Here is a 15833-nt window from a genome sequence, read left to right on the forward strand (position 1 = left end):
GGCATATAACCGGCAGACTGGAAGCATGTCGACCCTTCACCTTCACCCGGACCGTCTCGAGATCACTCTGTCGGCTGCCGAGAAGGCGTTGTCGTTGCGGCGCGAGAACCTCACGGTGAAGCGTTCGCAGATCCGGTCGGCCATTATCACGGATGATCCGTGGATCTGGGTGCGTGGAATCCGCGCGCCCGGCGCCGCCATCCCTCTGACTCTGGCGGTCGGCCAGTGGAAGTTCCACGGCGGCAAGGACTTCTTGGTCTTGAAGGGCGGCCGCCCGGCGGTCGTGCTCGAGCTCGATGGTCACGACTTCGCCCGCGTCGTCGTCACGACGAAGCATGCGAGCGAACTGGTGGCTGCGTTGCGGGTGGATGCAGCGGTGCCCGACGAGATCGCGCCGCCCGCGCAGAAGGCCGCAGCGAAGAAGGCTGCCGCGGCGAAGAGGCCGTCGGCGGTCAAGGCCGCCGCGAAGTCGGCGTCGCGCGCCGCGGCGAAACCGTCGTCGTCGCGTGCTGCCGCACCGAAGTCCGCGGGCCCCAAAGCATCGGCGTCGAAGACCCCCGCCGTGAAGGCTGGGGCCAAACCCGCCGCGTCCAAACCTGCTGCCCCGAAGCCGTCGACCACGAAGCCGTCGACCACGAAATCGCCCACGGTGAAGGCCGCGGCATCCAAGGCCGCTGCCTCTGCCTCCGCCACTGCGAATGAGCGTTCGGCGAGCACCAAACCGGTTCCCGAGAAGCCGGTCATCCCGCAGGCGAGCGCCCCCGGTTCTGCGCCGGCCCCCAAACCGCGTGCCGCGTCGCGAAAGCCCGCGGCGAGCACCCCGTCGACCGACGCGGCACCTGCGCGTGCGCCGAAGAAACGTGCCGTTTCCTCGGAGTCGCCGGTCGAGTCGGATGCTCCGACCGACGAGCCGACCTCGGCAGGGTCTCCCCAGCCGCCGGTCGACGACGGCGGCCGAGACGCCGGGGACAACGAGCGCGGCTGACGCTTTCCTCGCCGCGCCAACGGCTCTCAGTGTCGGCGTGTGGCGTGTGGCGTGTGGCGGGCGACAGGAAACGCGCGACGGGTGACGGGCGACGGGCGACAGGAAACACGCGACGTGCGACGGGAGACGCGCGACGAGAAACGCGCGACGGACGCCGGGAGCAATGGGGCGGCGGGGCGTCGGGCTGTGAGCCCGATCGCGTCAGGCGGTGACGTCGACGACGGTTCGTCCGCGCACTTTTCCGGCGAGCACGTCGCGGGCGGTGTTTCCTGCTTCGGCGAGTGGGATGGTGTGGCTGATGGCGTCGACGTGTCGTGGGTCGAGGTCGACGGCGAGCCGATCCCAGGCTTCTTGCCGCAGCGGCTGGGGGGTTTCGACGGAGTTGATTCCGGCGAGTGTGACGCCGCGCAGGATGAATGGCATGACGGTGAGCGGGAGTTCGCCGCCTTGGGCGAGTCCGCAGGCGGTGGCGATGCCGGCGTATTTGAGGCCGGCGATGGCGTTGGCGAGCGTGTGACTTCCGACGGCGTCGACGACGGCGGCCCAGCGCTGGCTGCGCAGCGGTTTGCCCGCTTCGTTCAATTCGGCACGGTCGATGATGCTGCTGGCGCCGAGCCGGGTGAGGTAGTCGGCGTGTTCGTCGGCCCGTCCGGTGCTGGCGGTGACGGTGTAGCCGAGGCGTGCGAGGAGAGCGATTGCGATGCTGCCGACACCGCCGGCGGCGCCGGTGACGAGGATCTCGCCGTCGGCGGGGGTGGTGCCGTGTCGTTCGACGGCGAGGACGGACAGCATGGCGGTGTACCCGGCGGTGCCGATGGCGGCGGCGCGGCGTGGGCCGAGGCTGCCGGGAACGCGGACGAGGTGCCGCGCGTCGATCCGGGCCCGTTCGGCCAAGCCGCCGTGCCGTTTCTCGCCGATGCCTGTGCCGTTGAGGAGCACGAGGTCCCCGGCGCGATGGTCGGGGGAGCTGGTGGATGTGATTTCTCCGACCAGGTCGATGCCGGGGATGAGCGGTGAGGTCTTGACGATGCCCGGTTGTCCAGTGAGCGCCATGGCGTCTTTGTAGTTGACGCCGGAGTACAGCACCCGGATGGTCGTGTCCCCGTCGCCGAGATCGCTCTCGAGCGCGGTGCCGAGCCGGGATGGCTGCGAGGGATTGCCGTTCTCGGCCCACCATGCTCGGAAGGGGGTCGCGGTGGGTTCCGTCGGTGAATCCATCTCTTCACTCTACGCAGTGGTCACGAGACGTGCCGATGTTCTTCGAATGCGAGGTTCGCGGATGCGTGTGCCCGCAGGTGATGGGCGCGAATGTGGAGAGGCTCCTGCCCCGACGGCGCTTTTGGGGGACGCGCGGCCGGGGCAGGAGGTTTAGGACACGCGCTGGACGTGGCCGAGGGCGGCGCGTGCGCCGGCTCGGACCGTGATCAGCACGGGAATTTTCTTGCCGAGGATGGTTTGAGCTTCGTCGACGGCGGTGTTCGCCTCGGCGGCGATGCGAGCCGGGGATGCCCCGCGACGCGTCGTGATACGAACCCGCACACCCGTGTTGGTGCGGCCGGCGGGCACGCTGCGCACATTGGACGCGATGATGCCGGGTTCGTCAGCAAGGCGCGCTTCGACAATCTGCTCGAAGGCGCGGTTGTCGATGACGATCTCGCCAAGACCGTTGTCGCCCTCGGCCCGCGCGGCGGTGCGGCGAACGCGTTGACGCTGCGCGATCATCCACGAGATGAGCAGGGCCGCGGCTATGACGCCGAGGAGAACCGCGGCGGCGGCGACCCAGTGGGTCTGCGTGCCGGGGATCGCGCTGGCCTGTGCCGCATCGGCGAGGGTGTCGACGCCGGAGCCGGCGCCGGATCGCCAAGCCTTCTCAGCGGCCGGGGCAAAACCGAGGAAGCCGATTGCGGCCCCGATGAGGGCTAGGACGAGCCCGATCAGGAAGAGGAAGAATCGGTTGAGCGCCGCGTGTTTGCCGGTCATCAGCCCACCATTCCTTTCTTGTCGATGTCCACGCTGACCCGCAACGGGGGCGTGAGCGCGTATGAATCTGCAACCTTCTGCGCTTCGGACTGCACAGCTTCACGGTCGACCGGCACACCCGTGGTGGGATGCACGTGCGCGGTGGCGCGACGGCGACCGACGCTGACAGAGACCTGCTCTTCGCGCAGATTTGCGGAGTCTCGGATGACCTTGGCCAGGGCCGCCGCCACGACTGTGTCGTCGATGATGGTCGGGTTGGCGGCATCCGGGGTGTGGTGCAACCCGCGGATGCCGGGCAGGATCGCCCGTACCATGAGCACGAGGCCGATCAACACCAGCACGCCACCGATGGCGTAGAGGAGTGGCTGGCCCAGAGAGCCGATCTGGGTTGCCCCGAGCGCGAGTGAACCCGGAGTGGCGAGGAGCGGCGGCTGGCCCAGCATGTTGAGGATGACCTCGGTGATGAGGTAGGCCAACACGAGCAGGGCGATAATCGCCACGATGAGCGTGGTGCCCGACCGCGTGGAGCGGAGCTCTTGCCGAACGGCTCGCCGGCCGATCTTGTCGGTGGTGCTCATAGGACTCTCCGGTTGTTGATGAACTCGCACCCGGTCACGCGCACACGCACACGGCCGACGAGTGAACCGCTGAGCGCTGTCGTCTGCTCGGCGATGCGGCGCTGGGCCGTGGTCGCGGCGTCGATGACGGACGGGCCGGAGGCGAGGGAGTTTTCGAGATCTACGGCGACGGGCCCTGCCACCTCGATGGCCAGCTTGCCGTCGAGGTCGGACAGATTCACCGAGACCGCAGACGCGCGGACACCCAGCGCTTCGCCGGCAACCGCGCGAACGAGGCCGCTCAGGGCCTTCGATGCGATGCGCGTGCTGCCGACCTGGCGCTCGGCGGGCACGAGATTCGTGCCCGCCCGAAGGGTATCGACGCCGGACGGGGCGGTGACCGTTGTCATGACGAGGACCGCTTGCCCCTCAGCGCGTCGGCAACCGCACCGAGATCGAGCTTGCCCTCGAGGATGCGACCGACGAGGGCGCCGATGGCCATTAGAACGACCGCGAGGAGGAAACCCCAGAAGCCGAACCACAGGGCGACGACCGCCAGGATCGCGCCGACGAAAATACCTACTGTCGTGTTGCTCACTGAACTCGCGACTCCTCGGCCTCAGCGTTGTCGTCGTCGGACGGGATGTGGACGTCGTTGATCGAGATGTTGACCTCGGACACCTCCATGCCGACGAGGTTGTGGATGGCGCGGTAGACCGCGTCGCGGACCTGGTCGGCGACATCCTGCAGCGCAACCGGGTACTCGACGACCAGGGTGAGATCGACGGCGACCTGCTTCTCGCCGACCTCGACGTTCACGCCCTGTGCGTGGTCGGTGGCGCCAACGGCACCGCGGATGGCACCGAACGCACGAGCTGCGCCGCCGCCGAGCGCGTAGACGCCGGGGATGTCGCGGGCGGCGAGCCCGACGATCTTGCCGATGACCTCGGGGGCGATGACGGTCTTACCCGAGTCGCTCACGCTGTCGAGGGAGTCGGCACCGGTGCCCGTGGTGCTGATGGTCGCGGGGGTAACTTTCTCAGCCATGTTCTGCCTTTCGTGGGGGCCCGGGTGGGCCCGTTTCGTTGTCTACGGAGATAAGACGGGACGTGCGGCGGAATCGTCACGGATGACGTAAAAAAACTTTGACAGATTGTGTTCTGGCCGTTTTGGGTGTTGCTTTTTCTCCACTCCTACGTTTGTCCACAGATTGGCGCAAGGCCCGAATCGGGTCGGGATGCGGGGATAGGCTGCGTGAACGCGCATCAGATCGATCGACACGGAAAGGTGGATGATGTCCGCTCACGACGACGCCAGAGTCCCCCTCGCCGAGCTGGGTGACCGTGTGCTCGTCGATCGCGCGACCGACGGGGACGGCCGCGCATTCGAGGTGATCGTGCGCAGGCATGGGCCCCTCATGCGGGCCTACGCCATTCGACTGATGAGTTCGACCGCCGAGGCCGACGATGTCGTTCAAGAGTCCTTCATCACGGCGTGGCAGCAGTTGCACACCCTCACCGACGGTTCGGCGGTGAAGAGTTGGCTCATGCGCATCGTGAGCCGAAAAGGCGTCGACCGCTTGCGGTCGCGGCGTCGATACGATGACATTGACACGGTTGAGGTTGCGGCGCCCGAGACATCTGGCCCAGAGAGCTCCGCTCAGGTGAGTTCGCAGATGGAGGCGCTCAAGAAGGCGCTCGCGAATCTGCCCGAGCAGCAGCGCGAGTGCTGGGTGCTCCGGGAGGTCGGTGGGCTCAGCTACGACGAGATCGCCGAGCAGCTGTCGGTTCCCGTGCCCACAGTACGAGGCCGCATCGCTCGGGCCAGAGAGACGCTGACGCGAGAGTTGGAGGGATGGCGATGAGCAGCACCGATCCCCGATCCGACCGCGCGTTCGACGACATCCGCCCGCTCGCCGACAACGGCTCCACCCCCAGAACGCGCGATGACGGCGTTCTGGATTGCGGTCGTTCGGTGGACGAGTTGGAGGATTACCTCGATGCGGGAGAGCCGCGCGACGCGCATATCGATCACTGCCCTGAATGCCAGCAAGCCCTCGACTCTCTCAAGCGCATGCGACGGGTCACGGCAGAGCTCATCCACACCGATGCGGCCCACGCGCCCGAAGAGGTCGTCGAGGGCTGGCTGAAGGGCCTCGTCGGTCAGCTCGCGCTCGAAGTGCGTGCCGGGCGGCAGATACCGCTGCAGCACGAGGATGGTCGAGCGCGTTTGAGCATCACCGAGGGTGCGGTGCGGGCCCTCATCCGCGATGCGGGCGACCGGGTTCCGGGCATCGTCGTCGGTCGCAGCACGTTCGTCGGTGACGTCACCATTCCGGGTGAGCCGGTTTCCGTTCTGGTGACGGCGAGTGCCCGGCACGGCGTCAATCTCGTGCAGATCGCCTCCGACCTGCGCAGCGCGGTTCTCGCCGATCTCGCCCGGCACACCGAGCTCACGATCACGGCCGTCGACGTTCGCGTCGATGACCTCTACGGAGCCGGCCGATCGGGAGAGGACCTCTGATGGCACACGACAACAACCTGCTCGCCGGAGCGATTGCTCAGGCCGTCGAAGGCGTTCCCGGGGTCGTAGAGGTGTATCCGTCTGTCGTGGCTCGCATCAGCCGAGGCATCCTCGGAACGGTCGAGAACGTGGCCGCCGGGTTGCAGGGCAAGAGCGGCACAGCGTCGGTCGAACCTCCTCGAGTCACCGTGAGCGGCGAGGGCACCGACCAAAAGATCGCCGTACACATCGGCACAGATGCCACGGTGGCGACTCCGGAGGTCGCGCGCGCCGTGTACACCGCGGTCGCGGCTCTCGCGCCGGCCGAGGCCACGATCGAGGTTCAGGTGAGTCGGATCGAGTGGCCTCTCCCTGCTCCCACGGAGTCCCCGAAGCTCGCCGCATCGGTCGACGTCGCTGAATCGGTCGCGGGTTCGACCGGTGCCGGCACCGACCGGTCGCGGATCAGCCACATCCCGGCGGCCATCGACTCCGGCGCATAGACCGAGGCGTGACACTCGTCGCTCTTCCCGCGGAACGCGACCCACATCAACGAGGAGTTCGAATGTACCGAGTACCCGACCAGACCGGCCGAACGATCGTCGTCACGGGCGCCAGCGGCGGCATCGGCAAAGAAGTCGCCACGCGGTTGGCCGGTGCCGGCGCGCACGTCATCTTGGCCGTGCGCAACCCCGAGAAGGGTGAGCAGGCGCTGACTGACATCCGCGCCGAGCACCACGATGCCCGGGTCGAGATGCGTCTCATCGATACCGCCGACCTCGCGTCGGTGCGTCGCTTCGCCGCGGAGGTCGACGACAACTACGACCACATCGACGCGCTGGTCAACAACGCCGGTGTGATGGCGCCGCCGAAGTGGATGGTCACGGTCGACGGGTTCGAGATGCAGATGGGAACGAACTTCCTCGGCCCGTTCGCGCTCACCAACCTGCTGCTCCCTGCGCTGCTGCGGTCCGAGGCTCCCCGTGTGTCGACGATGTCGAGCGTTGCCGCCTGGATGGGCGTCATGCGCTTCGACGACCTCGATTCGGTGGGTCACTACATCCCCATGGTTGCCTACGGGCAAACGAAGCTGGCCGACTACTACCTCGCCAGCCACCTGGCCGAGACGTCGCGGCGGCTCGGCTGGCGCCTGATCAGCAACGCCGCGCACCCCGGGCTGTCCAACACCAACATCACCCGCACCGGGCGCTACCTCGGCAAGTCCATGCCGAACAAGAGCTATATGGGCAACGTGCCTTTCCTGCCCATCCAGGAAGCCGACCGCGGCGCAGAGCCGATGCTGTTCGCCGTCGCCGATCCGGCCGCAGAGAATGGCGGCTACTACGGCCCGAACGGAAAACTCGAGCTCACGGGCATCGTCTCGCCGGCGCGCGTGACCAAGCGCATGGCCGACAGCGACGCCGCGGCGCGGCTGTGGGCCGTCGCCGAGAAGCTGACGGGAACGGCGCTGCCGCAGCCGACACCCGCGAGCTGACGGGCACGGCGCTGCCGCAACCTACGCCCGCAAGCTGAGGGCGCGAGCTGCACCGCTGCGAACGGTCCAGCGAGAGGGCGGCCGCAGGTCAGTAGCCGAGAGTCTTGATCGTGGAGGAGAGGGCGTCGGCCGAGCGCTGCAACAACTCCTGCTCGCCGTCATCCATCGGCACATCGAGAACACGCTCGACACCGCGTGAACCCACGATCGACGGCACGCTCAACGCCACACCGTCGATGCCGCGATAGTTCGACAACACCGAACTGACCGGCAGAACGGCGCGCTCGTCGCGCAAGACCGACTCGACGATGCGCGCGCCCGACAAACCGATCGCATAGTTGGTGGCACCCTTGCCCGCGATCACCCGATACGCCGCCGTCACCACGTCATCGCGCAGGGCGTCGAGAACGTCGCGCGTGAAAACCTGCGTGCCCGAGTCATCCGTCCACTCGCGCAGCGGCGTCAAACCGATGGATGCCTGCGACCACAACGGAAACTCGCTGTCGCCGTGCTCGCCCACGATCGACGCGTGCACGCTCTGGGCCGCCACCCCGGCGCGCTCCGCGAGCAGCCACCGCAGGCGACCCGAGTCGAGCACCGTGCCCGACGAGAACACCTTGCCCGCAGGCAGGCCCGAAATCTGCTGGGCGATGACCGTGAGCACATCGCACGGGTTCGTCACCAGGATGTAGACGGCCTTCGGGGCGCGCTCCACCAGCTGCGGCATGATCTTCTCGAGAATGCGCGCGTTCGTGCCCGCCAGGTCGATGCGCGTCTGACCGGGCTCCTGCTTGGCACCCGCCGTGATGACCACGACATTGGCGCCCGCGATGACATCCATATCGCCGCCGCCCGTGATGCGCGACGCCCCCGTGAACGGCGTGCCGTGCGCCAGATCGAGAACCTCGGCCTCGGCCTTGGCCGTGTTCACGTCATACAACGCGACCTCGCGGGCACTATTGCGGATCAGCGACGCGTAGGCAAGAGAGCTGCCCACGCTTCCCGCTCCGATGATGGCCAGTTTCGTGTTCTCGACGACGCTCATACCTCCATCCTGCCGTGCCGCGGGCGGATGCGGGCAGCCCCGACCCCGCCCGCGGCTGAGAGTTTGTGCAAGCTTCAGCCCTGACGGCCCTTCCATCGCGGGTTGAGCTTGTTGATCACGAATACGCGGCCGCGGCGGCGCACCACCTGCGAGCCCGGCTGATTCTTCAAGGACTTGATCGACGAGCGAACCTTCATTGCAACTCCTTTATTGATAACAGTTATCAATAAGATAGCGTAGACGCATGCAGGATGACTCGAACGCCCCCACCGGCCCGGATGGCGCGGCACGCGACCGCCCGAGAAACGCGGGACCCGCCCACACCGAAGTCGTGCTCGTCTTCGGCCGGTGCACCACGCATCGACACGAGCAGGCCGCGGCCATCGCCCAGAGCCGCGGGGACGCCCGCATCCGGGTCGCTCCGCGCGCGAGCGGGGGCCCACTGGCGGTGCGACTCGCTGATGCTCTCGCAACGGCGGCCCGCGACACCCGCCCGCGGCGCCTCGTCCTCGATCTGCCCGACGACACGCGTCCCGAGGAGGCGATCGGCGCTCTCACGGGGCCCGATGCCCCGGAAGACACCGTGGTCGTCGGCGTCGTCACCGTCGTAGACGCCGGCCGGTTTCGATCCGACCTCGGCGACGACGGCTATCTCGTCGAACCCGTGGGGGATGACGGCCCGCACGAATCAGATGCCGAGACCTACACCGCCCGGGCGCTGCTCACGGTGACCCAGATCGAATTCGCGAGCACCGTCATCCTCGTGGACTGGGCACACCTCGACCAGGCCGAGCTGTCGATTCTGATGGCACTCATCGGACATCTCGCCCCGGGCGCTCGGATGCGTCTCGCTCGTCGCGCGTCAAGTGGGCGCGGTGGGAATGCCGAGGACAGCGCGGCCGACACCACCCACGGGGCGCGAATCACCGACGCGCCGGGGGTCACTAAAGCGGCGGGGGTCACCAACGCGACGGGCACGAGATTCGGGGGGTACCTGGCCGGCGCCGCTCGAAGGATCGACGCGGCGACGCAGCAACCCGGATGGGTGCGCGCGTTGAACGGGGAACACCGCCCGCATGTGACAGACCGCGCCGTGAGCACCTTTCGGTATCAGCAACTGCGGCCCTTCCATCCGAACCGGATCGTCAGGCTGCTGGACGGCGAGATCGAGGCGGGCGCATTCGGCGCGGTCGTGCGCTCGGCCGGTTTCTGTTCGTTTGCGACGCGCCCCGGCATCCCGGCGCGTTGGGACCATATCGGGCGCATGATCTCGTTTCAGCCCATGGCGGCGTTGGCGGGGAGTGAATTGCTCGCGGTGGGACAGGACCTCGTGTTCCAGGGCATCTACCTCGACGAGCCCGGGCTCGCAGGGGCGTTGGACGCGTGCGCTCTCACCGACGCGGAGTTCCTGGCGGGGCCGGGGCTGTGGCGACGGCTGCCCGACCCGCTTCCCCGCTGGGAGGATGGCGCCGAGCGCCGTTTGTAGTGTGACGCCGCTTGGCGCCGGGGCCGCTCAGCGCTGCGGGCGCTCGCGGATGGTGGTCACGACGTCGGCGAGTTGGGGCTCGGGCGGGGCCGATCCGAAACCGAAGGAGACCGGTGGGTCGAGGCGCGCGAGGGTGCCCAAGTCGGTGGAGTCGCGGCATCCCGAAACCGCGGTGATGGCGCGCAGGGCGGTGACGCCATAGAACTCGGTGCGGCCGTTGCCCGCGCTGCCCGCCGTGTGCACGCCCGGGACGAGGAGCGCCGCGACCGGGTCGATGAGCCGCAGCCAGGCCGGGCGCGTGGCTAGGAAACCGGGCACGGCACGCAGCAACCGGCCGAGCGGCGTGAGGGGGCCGATGGTGATGGTGAGCTCGAGTTCATCGCCCGCGACCACGCGAAGGCCCCCCGCCACACGCGTCGTCTGCACCGGCATGATGCGGGTCTCGTCGAACGTGTACGTGCCCGAGACGAAGTCCGCGACGGCCTGAGAGGGGGCGAAGAGGATGCGGTGGCCGTTCGCCTCCTCGAGGAAGATGTCCGTGAAGGCCCCGAGCGGTGACCGCTGCCACATGCCCACCACGAGGCGAACACCCGAGGTCGTGCCGAAACCCGCGATGCGCCCCTCGAAACGGTATTCGTCGCTCGCACTCACGGTTGCTCCTGCGCAGCCCGGCGAACCTGCCACACCGAGGTCAGCCAGAGCGCGGCATCCACCCCGAAGATGAGGGCCGCCAGCGCGATCGTGCCCGCGCCGATCGTGGGCCACAGCAACACGACACCCGCGACGACGAGCAGGATGTTGAGGGTGCGGGCGATGGCCTCGGGCAGGCGAGGGTGGGGGATGTCTGAGCCCGGCTCACGAGCAGCGACGATGCCCTGCCGCACGAGGGGCCCGGTGCCCAATCGTCGCGCGATCGTGCGGCGCACCGAGTAGCCGCCGAGCGCTGAACCGACGAAGAGGCAGAGGAGACCGAGGCCGAACACACCTGACGGTCGCACGGAACGGGCTGTCGGCGCAACACGGGGGCGGCGGGAGGGGCTTCGCGCGAGCCGGTGGGGCGCTCGCGCTGTCCGCCCCGGGCCGTCGGCGGGTTGTTCGTGGAGCGCTCCTCGGGCCGGCCCTGGGCCGCTTGCCGGCTGTATTAGTGTGAGGAGGTGAGCACGTCCATCCCCGCCCCCGCCTCCTTCGCCCTCGAGAACGTCGACTGGAACGACCCCCGCGCGGTCGCCCTGCGCGCCGAGATGGAGGCCGAGATGGACGAGCGTTACGGCTCCTCGCACGGTGACGAGCCCGTCGAGGTCACCGAGGCCCGGATGCGCGCGCTCGCCGTCGATCCCGCGGGCGTGGTGCGAACCATCCTCGCCGTGGATGCCGGGGGCACACCCATCGGCCACGTCGGCGTTCGCTGGCTGAACGGCGTGCTCGAGGTCAAGCGCCTCATCGTCACGGGCGGTCAGCGCGGGCAGGGTCTCGGTCGGGCCCTCATGGCGGCCGTCGAGGACGTCGCGCGTGCCGAGGACGAGACGCACATCATCTTGCAGACCGGCACCAAGCAGCCCGAGGCTGTCGCGCTCTATGAGCGCATCGGATATCGGGCGATCCCCGTCTATGAGCCCTACCGCGAGACGATGCCGTGGTCGCTCTGCTACGAGAAGTTCCTCGACGCGGTCTAGCCCGACTGGCGAACGACACCGACGCGGGCACGAGATCGACCTCCGGACGGGACCGACTCGCGGGCCGACCCGCGGACGGGACCGACTCGCGGACGAGATCGTCTCGCGACTAGGCCGGCTCTGAGGCGAGCCCGGAGACCTCGAGCGACGGCTCGACGGCGGGTGCCGCATCCGCATCCGTGGCCGTCAGCCCATAGATGGCGAGCCAGGCCAGGGCGATAGTCATGGCGGTGAACTCGAGCACCCCTCCGATCTCGGTGCCGAGCTGGGCCACCGAGAGCAGGCCGCCGACGCTCGCCACGACGAGCATGCTGATGCCGGCCGTGGCCGAGATGCGCGCCAGGCGGCGGCGGTGGCGCAGGAAAGCGACCTGGATGCAGGCGTAGCCGCCGGCCGCGAAACCGAGCACGGCACTCGACGTGTGCACGAGGTCTTGCACGGTGCTGCCCGACGTGAAGGGCACGGGACAGCCGGGCGTGCACGTGACCTGCGACGCGAGCGCGAACATGACGCACGCGAAGACGAGGGTCGCGGCGACGGGCCAGGCGCTCAACCAGCGGGTCGTCGAGCGCACCGACCGGGTGCCCAGCGCGATGAGCGTGCCGCCGACGGCGATGCCGAGCAGCGACGCGTTGAACCAGGGGGCCGTGGCGACACCGGTGGCGCCCAACTCGCTGACATAGACGGGGCGCCCGGCCACGACGCGCAACGTCCAGACGGTGACGATGGCCGCGATGATGAGGATCGCCCCGGTCACGCGCAGACGATGCGGATGCCGAGGCGCGCCGCGTTGCAGATCGTTCGCCACCGACATCCCCGTTCTCGCACGGCAGGGCCGGCGTCTCGCGCCCACCGAGCGGTCGACCGTCCGTCGATCGTACTCATTCGACCCGGGCCGGGAAAACCCCCGGCGGGCGAAACCTCCCGAGCGCGGTCAGTGCGCAGCGTCTGCCGCTGTCGTGGCCGCCGTCGAGGCCGCAGCCGCGTGCGCCCCGCAGAACACCGACGCGGGGTCGTGCAACTCGCACACGACCAGCTGCTCACGGCAGGAGGCATCCGCGCAGTTCTGCATGCGCTTGGTCGACGCGCCGCAGACCGCACAGGCCCCGATAACGGCCGCATGATCGCTGAACTCCAGCGACATGCGCTTGTCGAACACGTAGAGCGACCCCTCCCAGAGGCCGTCGTCGCCGAACTGCTCGCCATAGCGCACGATGCCGCCGTCGAGTTGATAGACCTCGCCGAACCCGCGCGAGGTCATGAGGCTCGACAGCACCTCGCAGCGGATGCCGCCCGTGCAATAGGTGACGACGGGTTTGCCCTTGAGGTGGTCGTATTCGCCCGAATCGAGGGCGGCGACGAACTCGCGCGTGTTGGAGACGTCGGGCACGACGGCATCCTTGAACCGGCCGATCTCGGCCTCGAACTTGTTGCGGCCGTCGAAGAACACGACGTCGTCTCGGCTCTGCACGAGCTCGTGCAGCTCCTCGGGCTGCAGATGGATGCCGCCACCCACCACTCCGGCCTCGTCGACGACCAGCTCGTCGGGCGCGCCGAACGACACGATCTCGTCGCGCACCTTCACGGTCAGCTTGGGGAAGTCGAGGCTGCGGCCCTCGGCGTCGAGACCCGAGCCGTCTGACCACTTCACGTCGAGGTTCTTGAACGGCGCGAACTCTTGTGTGCCCCGCAGGTAGCGCTTCACGGCGTCGATCTCGCCGCCCACCGTGCCGTTGATGCCGTGCTTCGAGAGCAGGATGCGGCCACGCACGCCCCAGCGATCGGCCAGTTCGCGCTGCCACAGGCGCACCGCTTCGGGGTCGGCGAGCGGCGTGAACGCGTAGTAGAGCAGGATCTTGGAGAGGGCCACCCGACGATTTTACGCGCGGTCGGTCGGGGTCACTCCGACACCCAGTTCTCGCCGTTCAGCGGGAAACCGTCGCGTCCGCCCCGGCCGGCACCGCGGATGGCCCAGGGGAGGCCGGTCGCGAGCGTGGCGCCCGAGCGGTCCTGGCGTTGGACGTGCAGATGAGGCTCGGACGAGTTGCCGCTGTTGCCGCACGCCGCGAGCACGTCTCCCGCGCGCATCCGATCGCCCACGTTCACGCGAACCGAGCCGCGTTGCAGGTGCCCGTAGGTGAAGAACGTGCCGTCGTCGAGGCGCAGCACGACGTGGTTTCCGATCATCTTGCGGGGGCCGCCGATGCTGCGCAGGAAACCCTCGATGACGGTCATGTAGAGGATGGCATCCCAGGAGTAGCGCGTCTTGTGGTCGACCTCGGCGTCGTGCCGGGCGACGACCGTGGCATCGGCGACGGCGTGCACAGGCAGGCCGAAGCCCGGGAAATCGGTGGGCGGGAGGTAGCCCGTGACCGTGCGGCCGTAGACCGGGCGATGGCGGTCGTCGGGAATGCCGATCAGGTCGACGGCCCAGGTCTGGCCGAGCGTGTGCAGGCCGTGGCTCGGCGTGGCGGAGGCTGGCGAGTTGACGGCCTGCCAGCGCCCGCGCACGGGCGAGTCGACGACGATCGAACCCTCGCGCACGATCGGCGACGCGCTGCCGAAGTAGGCGCCGAGAGCGATGAGCAGCGCTCCCACCATGCCGAGCACCGCCGGCACGAGCCGGGCGTCGACGCCGGACACGACGATGGCGACCTGCAGCAGGAGCGCGCAGCCGATGACGATGAGACCCGCGGTGGGCGCGGCTCCGCGCAGCCAGGCGTGCGGGCGCGGGCGGGGCTCGGTCGAGGCTGCGGGCGGGATGCTGGGCGAGGCGGGAGAAGACATCCCGACAAGCCTAGGGGAGAGGGGTTTCGGCCGGCTCAGGCGCCCTTGCGTCGCGAAATCGCGGGCAGGTGCGAACCGGGCACGTCGTCCTCGTTCCACGTCTTGATGATCGCCCACGCCACGGCCGCGATGGGCACCGACAGGATGGCGCCGATGATGCCACCCAGGATGGTGCCGGCGGCCAGAGCGATCAGGATGACGAGCGGGTGCAGCTTGAGCGACTTGCCCATCACGATGGGCTGCAGGAAGTTGCCCTCGAGCTGGTTCACGCCGACCACGGCCACGACCACCCAGACGGCGGCCCAGAGCCCGTTGGTGACGAGCGCCACGAGCGCCGCGAGGATGCCGGCGACGGTCGCACCCACGATGGGGATGAACGCGCCGATGAAGACGATGACGGCCAGCGGGATGGCGAGCGGGATCTGCAGGATCGACAGCACGATGCCGATGCCGACCGCGTCGACGAGGGCCACGATCGCGGTGCCGCGCACATAGCCGCCGAAGACCGAGACCGAGCGGTTGCCGATGCGCTCGAAGCGCTGGTGGTTGTGCGGCGAGAGCGGCTTGATGAGGAAGGCCCACATCTCGGGGCCATCCTTGAGGAAGAAGAAGAGGACGACGACGCCCAGCGCGACGGCCGTGGCGATCTCGCCCACGACCGTGACGCCGGCGAGCGCACCCGAACCGAACTGGCTCGACGTGAGGAAGTCGGTGGCGGTCTTCTGCAGGTCCTGCAGGTGCGCCTCGTCGATCGGCAGGTTCGTGGTCTGCAGCCACTTCTGCACCTGGTCGACACCGTCCTCGGCACTCTTCACGAGCGACGACCACTGGTTCTGCACGGCGAAGACGATGAGCGTGATGACGCCGCCGATGACGACAATGGCCAGCACGAGCGCCACCCAGGTGGCCACGATCGAGGGCACGCCACGCTTGCGCATGAAGGCGATGAGCGGATGCAGCGCCGAGGCCAGGATCAGCGCGATGATCACCGGGATGACGACGACCTTCAGGTTGATGAGGGCGAAGATCAGGGCGACGGCGAGCAGCAGAACGGCAATGATCTGGATGCTGCGGGTCGCGGTCCGACCGAGGTTGTCGGTCCACATGGTGCGCAGCCCCGGCTTCGGGTCGCTCGGAATGGGGGCGACGGGAGCGCTCGGCTGCGCGCTCTTCACGGTCTTCTTGCGGAACATCGGGTCCTCGTTCATGCGTCGTGGCGTCGGCGTGCGGCGTCGGCCATCCTGATCCGGTCACGGCCAGCCTATGCCGCGCGTGTCGCGCGGGCGCGAAAACGGGCGGGGGTTGCGCTCGCCGACAAACTCT

General features: G+C 68.6%; 21 protein-coding genes. 7 read left to right on the forward strand and 14 right to left on the reverse strand.

What is annotated here, in order from left to right; all coding sequences use genetic code 11:
* Positions 1-25 precede the first annotated feature (25 nt).
* A complete protein-coding gene (locus ACUWEX_RS02330; protein ID WP_200811471.1) occupies positions 26-985 on the forward strand; it encodes a hypothetical protein in 960 nt (319 codons plus the stop codon).
* A 201-nt stretch (positions 986-1186) separates the two neighbouring features.
* Here the strand turns inward: ACUWEX_RS02330 and ACUWEX_RS02335 are convergent, their stop codons facing one another.
* From ACUWEX_RS02335 to ACUWEX_RS02360, 6 genes are all read right to left on the reverse strand, one after another.
* On the reverse strand, positions 1187-2203 hold the full coding sequence (locus ACUWEX_RS02335; RefSeq protein WP_079726666.1) for an MDR family oxidoreductase: 1017 nt from the start codon (positions 2201-2203) through the stop codon (positions 1187-1189).
* A 150-nt stretch (positions 2204-2353) separates the two neighbouring features.
* Positions 2354-2965 carry a hypothetical protein gene (locus ACUWEX_RS02340; RefSeq protein ID WP_445996994.1) on the reverse strand — a complete coding sequence of 204 codons (612 nt, stop codon included), beginning with the start codon at positions 2963-2965 and terminating at the stop codon, positions 2354-2356.
* Positions 2965-3543 (reverse strand): hypothetical protein, encoded by a 579-nt coding sequence (locus ACUWEX_RS02345; protein ID WP_445996995.1) that lies wholly within the window; start codon positions 3541-3543, stop codon positions 2965-2967. Before ACUWEX_RS02345 ends, ACUWEX_RS02340 begins: the two co-directional genes overlap by 1 nt.
* Positions 3540-3932: a hypothetical protein gene (locus ACUWEX_RS02350; protein ID WP_079726669.1), complete on the reverse strand. Its 393-nt coding sequence runs from the start codon at positions 3930-3932 to the stop codon at positions 3540-3542. The genes ACUWEX_RS02345 and ACUWEX_RS02350 overlap by 4 nt, the downstream gene beginning before the upstream one ends.
* Entirely contained in the window at positions 3929-4120 is a 192-nt protein-coding gene (locus tag ACUWEX_RS02355) for a DUF2273 domain-containing protein (protein WP_077054284.1), read from the reverse strand. The genes ACUWEX_RS02350 and ACUWEX_RS02355 overlap by 4 nt, the downstream gene beginning before the upstream one ends.
* Positions 4117-4569: an Asp23/Gls24 family envelope stress response protein gene (locus ACUWEX_RS02360; RefSeq protein ID WP_079726670.1), complete on the reverse strand. Its 453-nt coding sequence runs from the start codon at positions 4567-4569 to the stop codon at positions 4117-4119. Before ACUWEX_RS02360 ends, ACUWEX_RS02355 begins: the two co-directional genes overlap by 4 nt.
* Before the next feature lie 244 nt (positions 4570-4813).
* Here ACUWEX_RS02360 and ACUWEX_RS02365 point away from each other — a divergent pair, with 244 nt between their 5' ends.
* The 4 genes from ACUWEX_RS02365 (at position 4814) to ACUWEX_RS02380 (ending at position 7519) form a co-directional block, all read left to right on the forward strand.
* Entirely contained in the window at positions 4814-5386 is a 573-nt protein-coding gene (locus ACUWEX_RS02365) for an RNA polymerase sigma factor (protein WP_079726671.1), read from the forward strand.
* Positions 5383-6045, forward strand: a complete 663-nt coding sequence (locus ACUWEX_RS02370; protein WP_143785296.1) for an Asp23/Gls24 family envelope stress response protein — start codon at positions 5383-5385, stop codon at positions 6043-6045. Before ACUWEX_RS02365 ends, ACUWEX_RS02370 begins: the two co-directional genes overlap by 4 nt.
* Positions 6045-6527 (forward strand): hypothetical protein, encoded by a 483-nt coding sequence (locus tag ACUWEX_RS02375; RefSeq protein ID WP_079726673.1) that lies wholly within the window; start codon positions 6045-6047, stop codon positions 6525-6527. The genes ACUWEX_RS02370 and ACUWEX_RS02375 overlap by 1 nt, the downstream gene beginning before the upstream one ends.
* Before the next feature lie 62 nt (positions 6528-6589).
* Positions 6590-7519, forward strand: coding sequence for an SDR family oxidoreductase (locus ACUWEX_RS02380; RefSeq protein ID WP_079726674.1), 930 nt, complete (start codon positions 6590-6592; stop codon positions 7517-7519).
* Positions 7520-7607: 88 nt separating this feature from the next.
* Here the strand turns inward: ACUWEX_RS02380 and ACUWEX_RS02385 are convergent, their stop codons facing one another.
* Positions 7608-8564 (reverse strand): L-lactate dehydrogenase, encoded by a 957-nt coding sequence (locus tag ACUWEX_RS02385; protein WP_079726675.1) that lies wholly within the window; start codon positions 8562-8564, stop codon positions 7608-7610.
* 74 nt (positions 8565-8638) lie between these two features.
* Complete coding sequence (gene ykgO, locus ACUWEX_RS02390; RefSeq protein ID WP_079726676.1) at positions 8639-8761, reverse strand: type B 50S ribosomal protein L36; 123 nt, start codon at positions 8759-8761, stop codon at positions 8639-8641.
* Positions 8762-8808: 47 nt separating this feature from the next.
* On the opposite strand from ykgO, the gene ACUWEX_RS02395 reads away from it, so the two are divergent.
* Positions 8809-10050 carry a GTP-binding protein gene (locus tag ACUWEX_RS02395; protein ID WP_079726677.1) on the forward strand — a complete coding sequence of 414 codons (1242 nt, stop codon included), beginning with the start codon at positions 8809-8811 and terminating at the stop codon, positions 10048-10050.
* A 27-nt stretch (positions 10051-10077) separates the two neighbouring features.
* On the opposite strand, the gene ACUWEX_RS02400 is transcribed toward ACUWEX_RS02395, so the two are convergent.
* Positions 10078-10701, reverse strand: coding sequence for a hypothetical protein (locus ACUWEX_RS02400; RefSeq protein ID WP_445996996.1), 624 nt, complete (start codon positions 10699-10701; stop codon positions 10078-10080).
* The gene (locus ACUWEX_RS02405) at positions 10698-11048 is read right to left on the reverse strand and encodes a hypothetical protein (protein WP_445996997.1); all 351 of its coding nucleotides are present in this window, start codon (positions 11046-11048) and stop codon (positions 10698-10700) included. Before ACUWEX_RS02405 ends, ACUWEX_RS02400 begins: the two co-directional genes overlap by 4 nt.
* A gap of 156 nt (positions 11049-11204) precedes the next feature.
* Here ACUWEX_RS02405 and ACUWEX_RS02410 point away from each other — a divergent pair, with 156 nt between their 5' ends.
* Positions 11205-11723, forward strand: coding sequence for a GNAT family N-acetyltransferase (locus ACUWEX_RS02410; RefSeq protein ID WP_445996998.1), 519 nt, complete (start codon positions 11205-11207; stop codon positions 11721-11723).
* A gap of 109 nt (positions 11724-11832) precedes the next feature.
* Here ACUWEX_RS02410 and ACUWEX_RS02415 read toward each other — a convergent pair whose 3' ends face one another.
* From ACUWEX_RS02415 to ACUWEX_RS02430, 4 genes are all read right to left on the reverse strand, one after another.
* Positions 11833-12480, reverse strand: a complete 648-nt coding sequence (locus ACUWEX_RS02415) for a DUF998 domain-containing protein (protein ID WP_159449470.1) — start codon at positions 12478-12480, stop codon at positions 11833-11835.
* A gap of 177 nt (positions 12481-12657) precedes the next feature.
* A complete protein-coding gene (trhO, locus tag ACUWEX_RS02420) occupies positions 12658-13593 on the reverse strand; it encodes an oxygen-dependent tRNA uridine(34) hydroxylase TrhO (RefSeq protein ID WP_445996999.1) in 936 nt (311 codons plus the stop codon).
* Positions 13594-13622: 29 nt separating this feature from the next.
* Positions 13623-14510, reverse strand: coding sequence for a peptidoglycan DD-metalloendopeptidase family protein (locus ACUWEX_RS02425; RefSeq protein ID WP_445997000.1), 888 nt, complete (start codon positions 14508-14510; stop codon positions 13623-13625).
* 35 nt (positions 14511-14545) lie between these two features.
* A complete protein-coding gene (locus ACUWEX_RS02430) occupies positions 14546-15718 on the reverse strand; it encodes an AI-2E family transporter (RefSeq protein WP_445997001.1) in 1173 nt (390 codons plus the stop codon).
* Positions 15719-15833: the final 115 nt, after the last annotated feature.

This window comes from Okibacterium fritillariae (assembly GCF_052783725.1).

Coding starts and splice junctions, on each gene's coding strand:
- ACUWEX_RS02330 (WP_200811471.1), top strand. CDS start 26: ATGTCGACCCTTCACCTTCACCCGGACCGTCTCGAGATCACTCTGTCG.
- ACUWEX_RS02335 (WP_079726666.1), bottom strand. CDS start 2,203: ATGGATTCACCGACGGAACCCACCGCGACCCCCTTCCGAGCATGGTGG.
- ACUWEX_RS02340 (WP_445996994.1), bottom strand. CDS start 2,965: ATGACCGGCAAACACGCGGCGCTCAACCGATTCTTCCTCTTCCTGATC.
- ACUWEX_RS02345 (WP_445996995.1), bottom strand. CDS start 3,543: ATGAGCACCACCGACAAGATCGGCCGGCGAGCCGTTCGGCAAGAGCTC.
- ACUWEX_RS02350 (WP_079726669.1), bottom strand. CDS start 3,932: ATGACAACGGTCACCGCCCCGTCCGGCGTCGATACCCTTCGGGCGGGC.
- ACUWEX_RS02360 (WP_079726670.1), bottom strand. CDS start 4,569: ATGGCTGAGAAAGTTACCCCCGCGACCATCAGCACCACGGGCACCGGT.
- ACUWEX_RS02365 (WP_079726671.1), top strand. CDS start 4,814: ATGATGTCCGCTCACGACGACGCCAGAGTCCCCCTCGCCGAGCTGGGT.
- ACUWEX_RS02370 (WP_143785296.1), top strand. CDS start 5,383: ATGAGCAGCACCGATCCCCGATCCGACCGCGCGTTCGACGACATCCGC.
- ACUWEX_RS02375 (WP_079726673.1), top strand. CDS start 6,045: ATGGCACACGACAACAACCTGCTCGCCGGAGCGATTGCTCAGGCCGTC.
- ACUWEX_RS02380 (WP_079726674.1), top strand. CDS start 6,590: ATGTACCGAGTACCCGACCAGACCGGCCGAACGATCGTCGTCACGGGC.
- ACUWEX_RS02385 (WP_079726675.1), bottom strand. CDS start 8,564: ATGAGCGTCGTCGAGAACACGAAACTGGCCATCATCGGAGCGGGAAGC.
- ykgO (WP_079726676.1), bottom strand. CDS start 8,761: ATGAAGGTTCGCTCGTCGATCAAGTCCTTGAAGAATCAGCCGGGCTCG.
- ACUWEX_RS02395 (WP_079726677.1), top strand. CDS start 8,809: ATGCAGGATGACTCGAACGCCCCCACCGGCCCGGATGGCGCGGCACGC.
- ACUWEX_RS02425 (WP_445997000.1), bottom strand. CDS start 14,510: ATGTCTTCTCCCGCCTCGCCCAGCATCCCGCCCGCAGCCTCGACCGAG.
- ACUWEX_RS02430 (WP_445997001.1), bottom strand. CDS start 15,718: ATGAACGAGGACCCGATGTTCCGCAAGAAGACCGTGAAGAGCGCGCAG.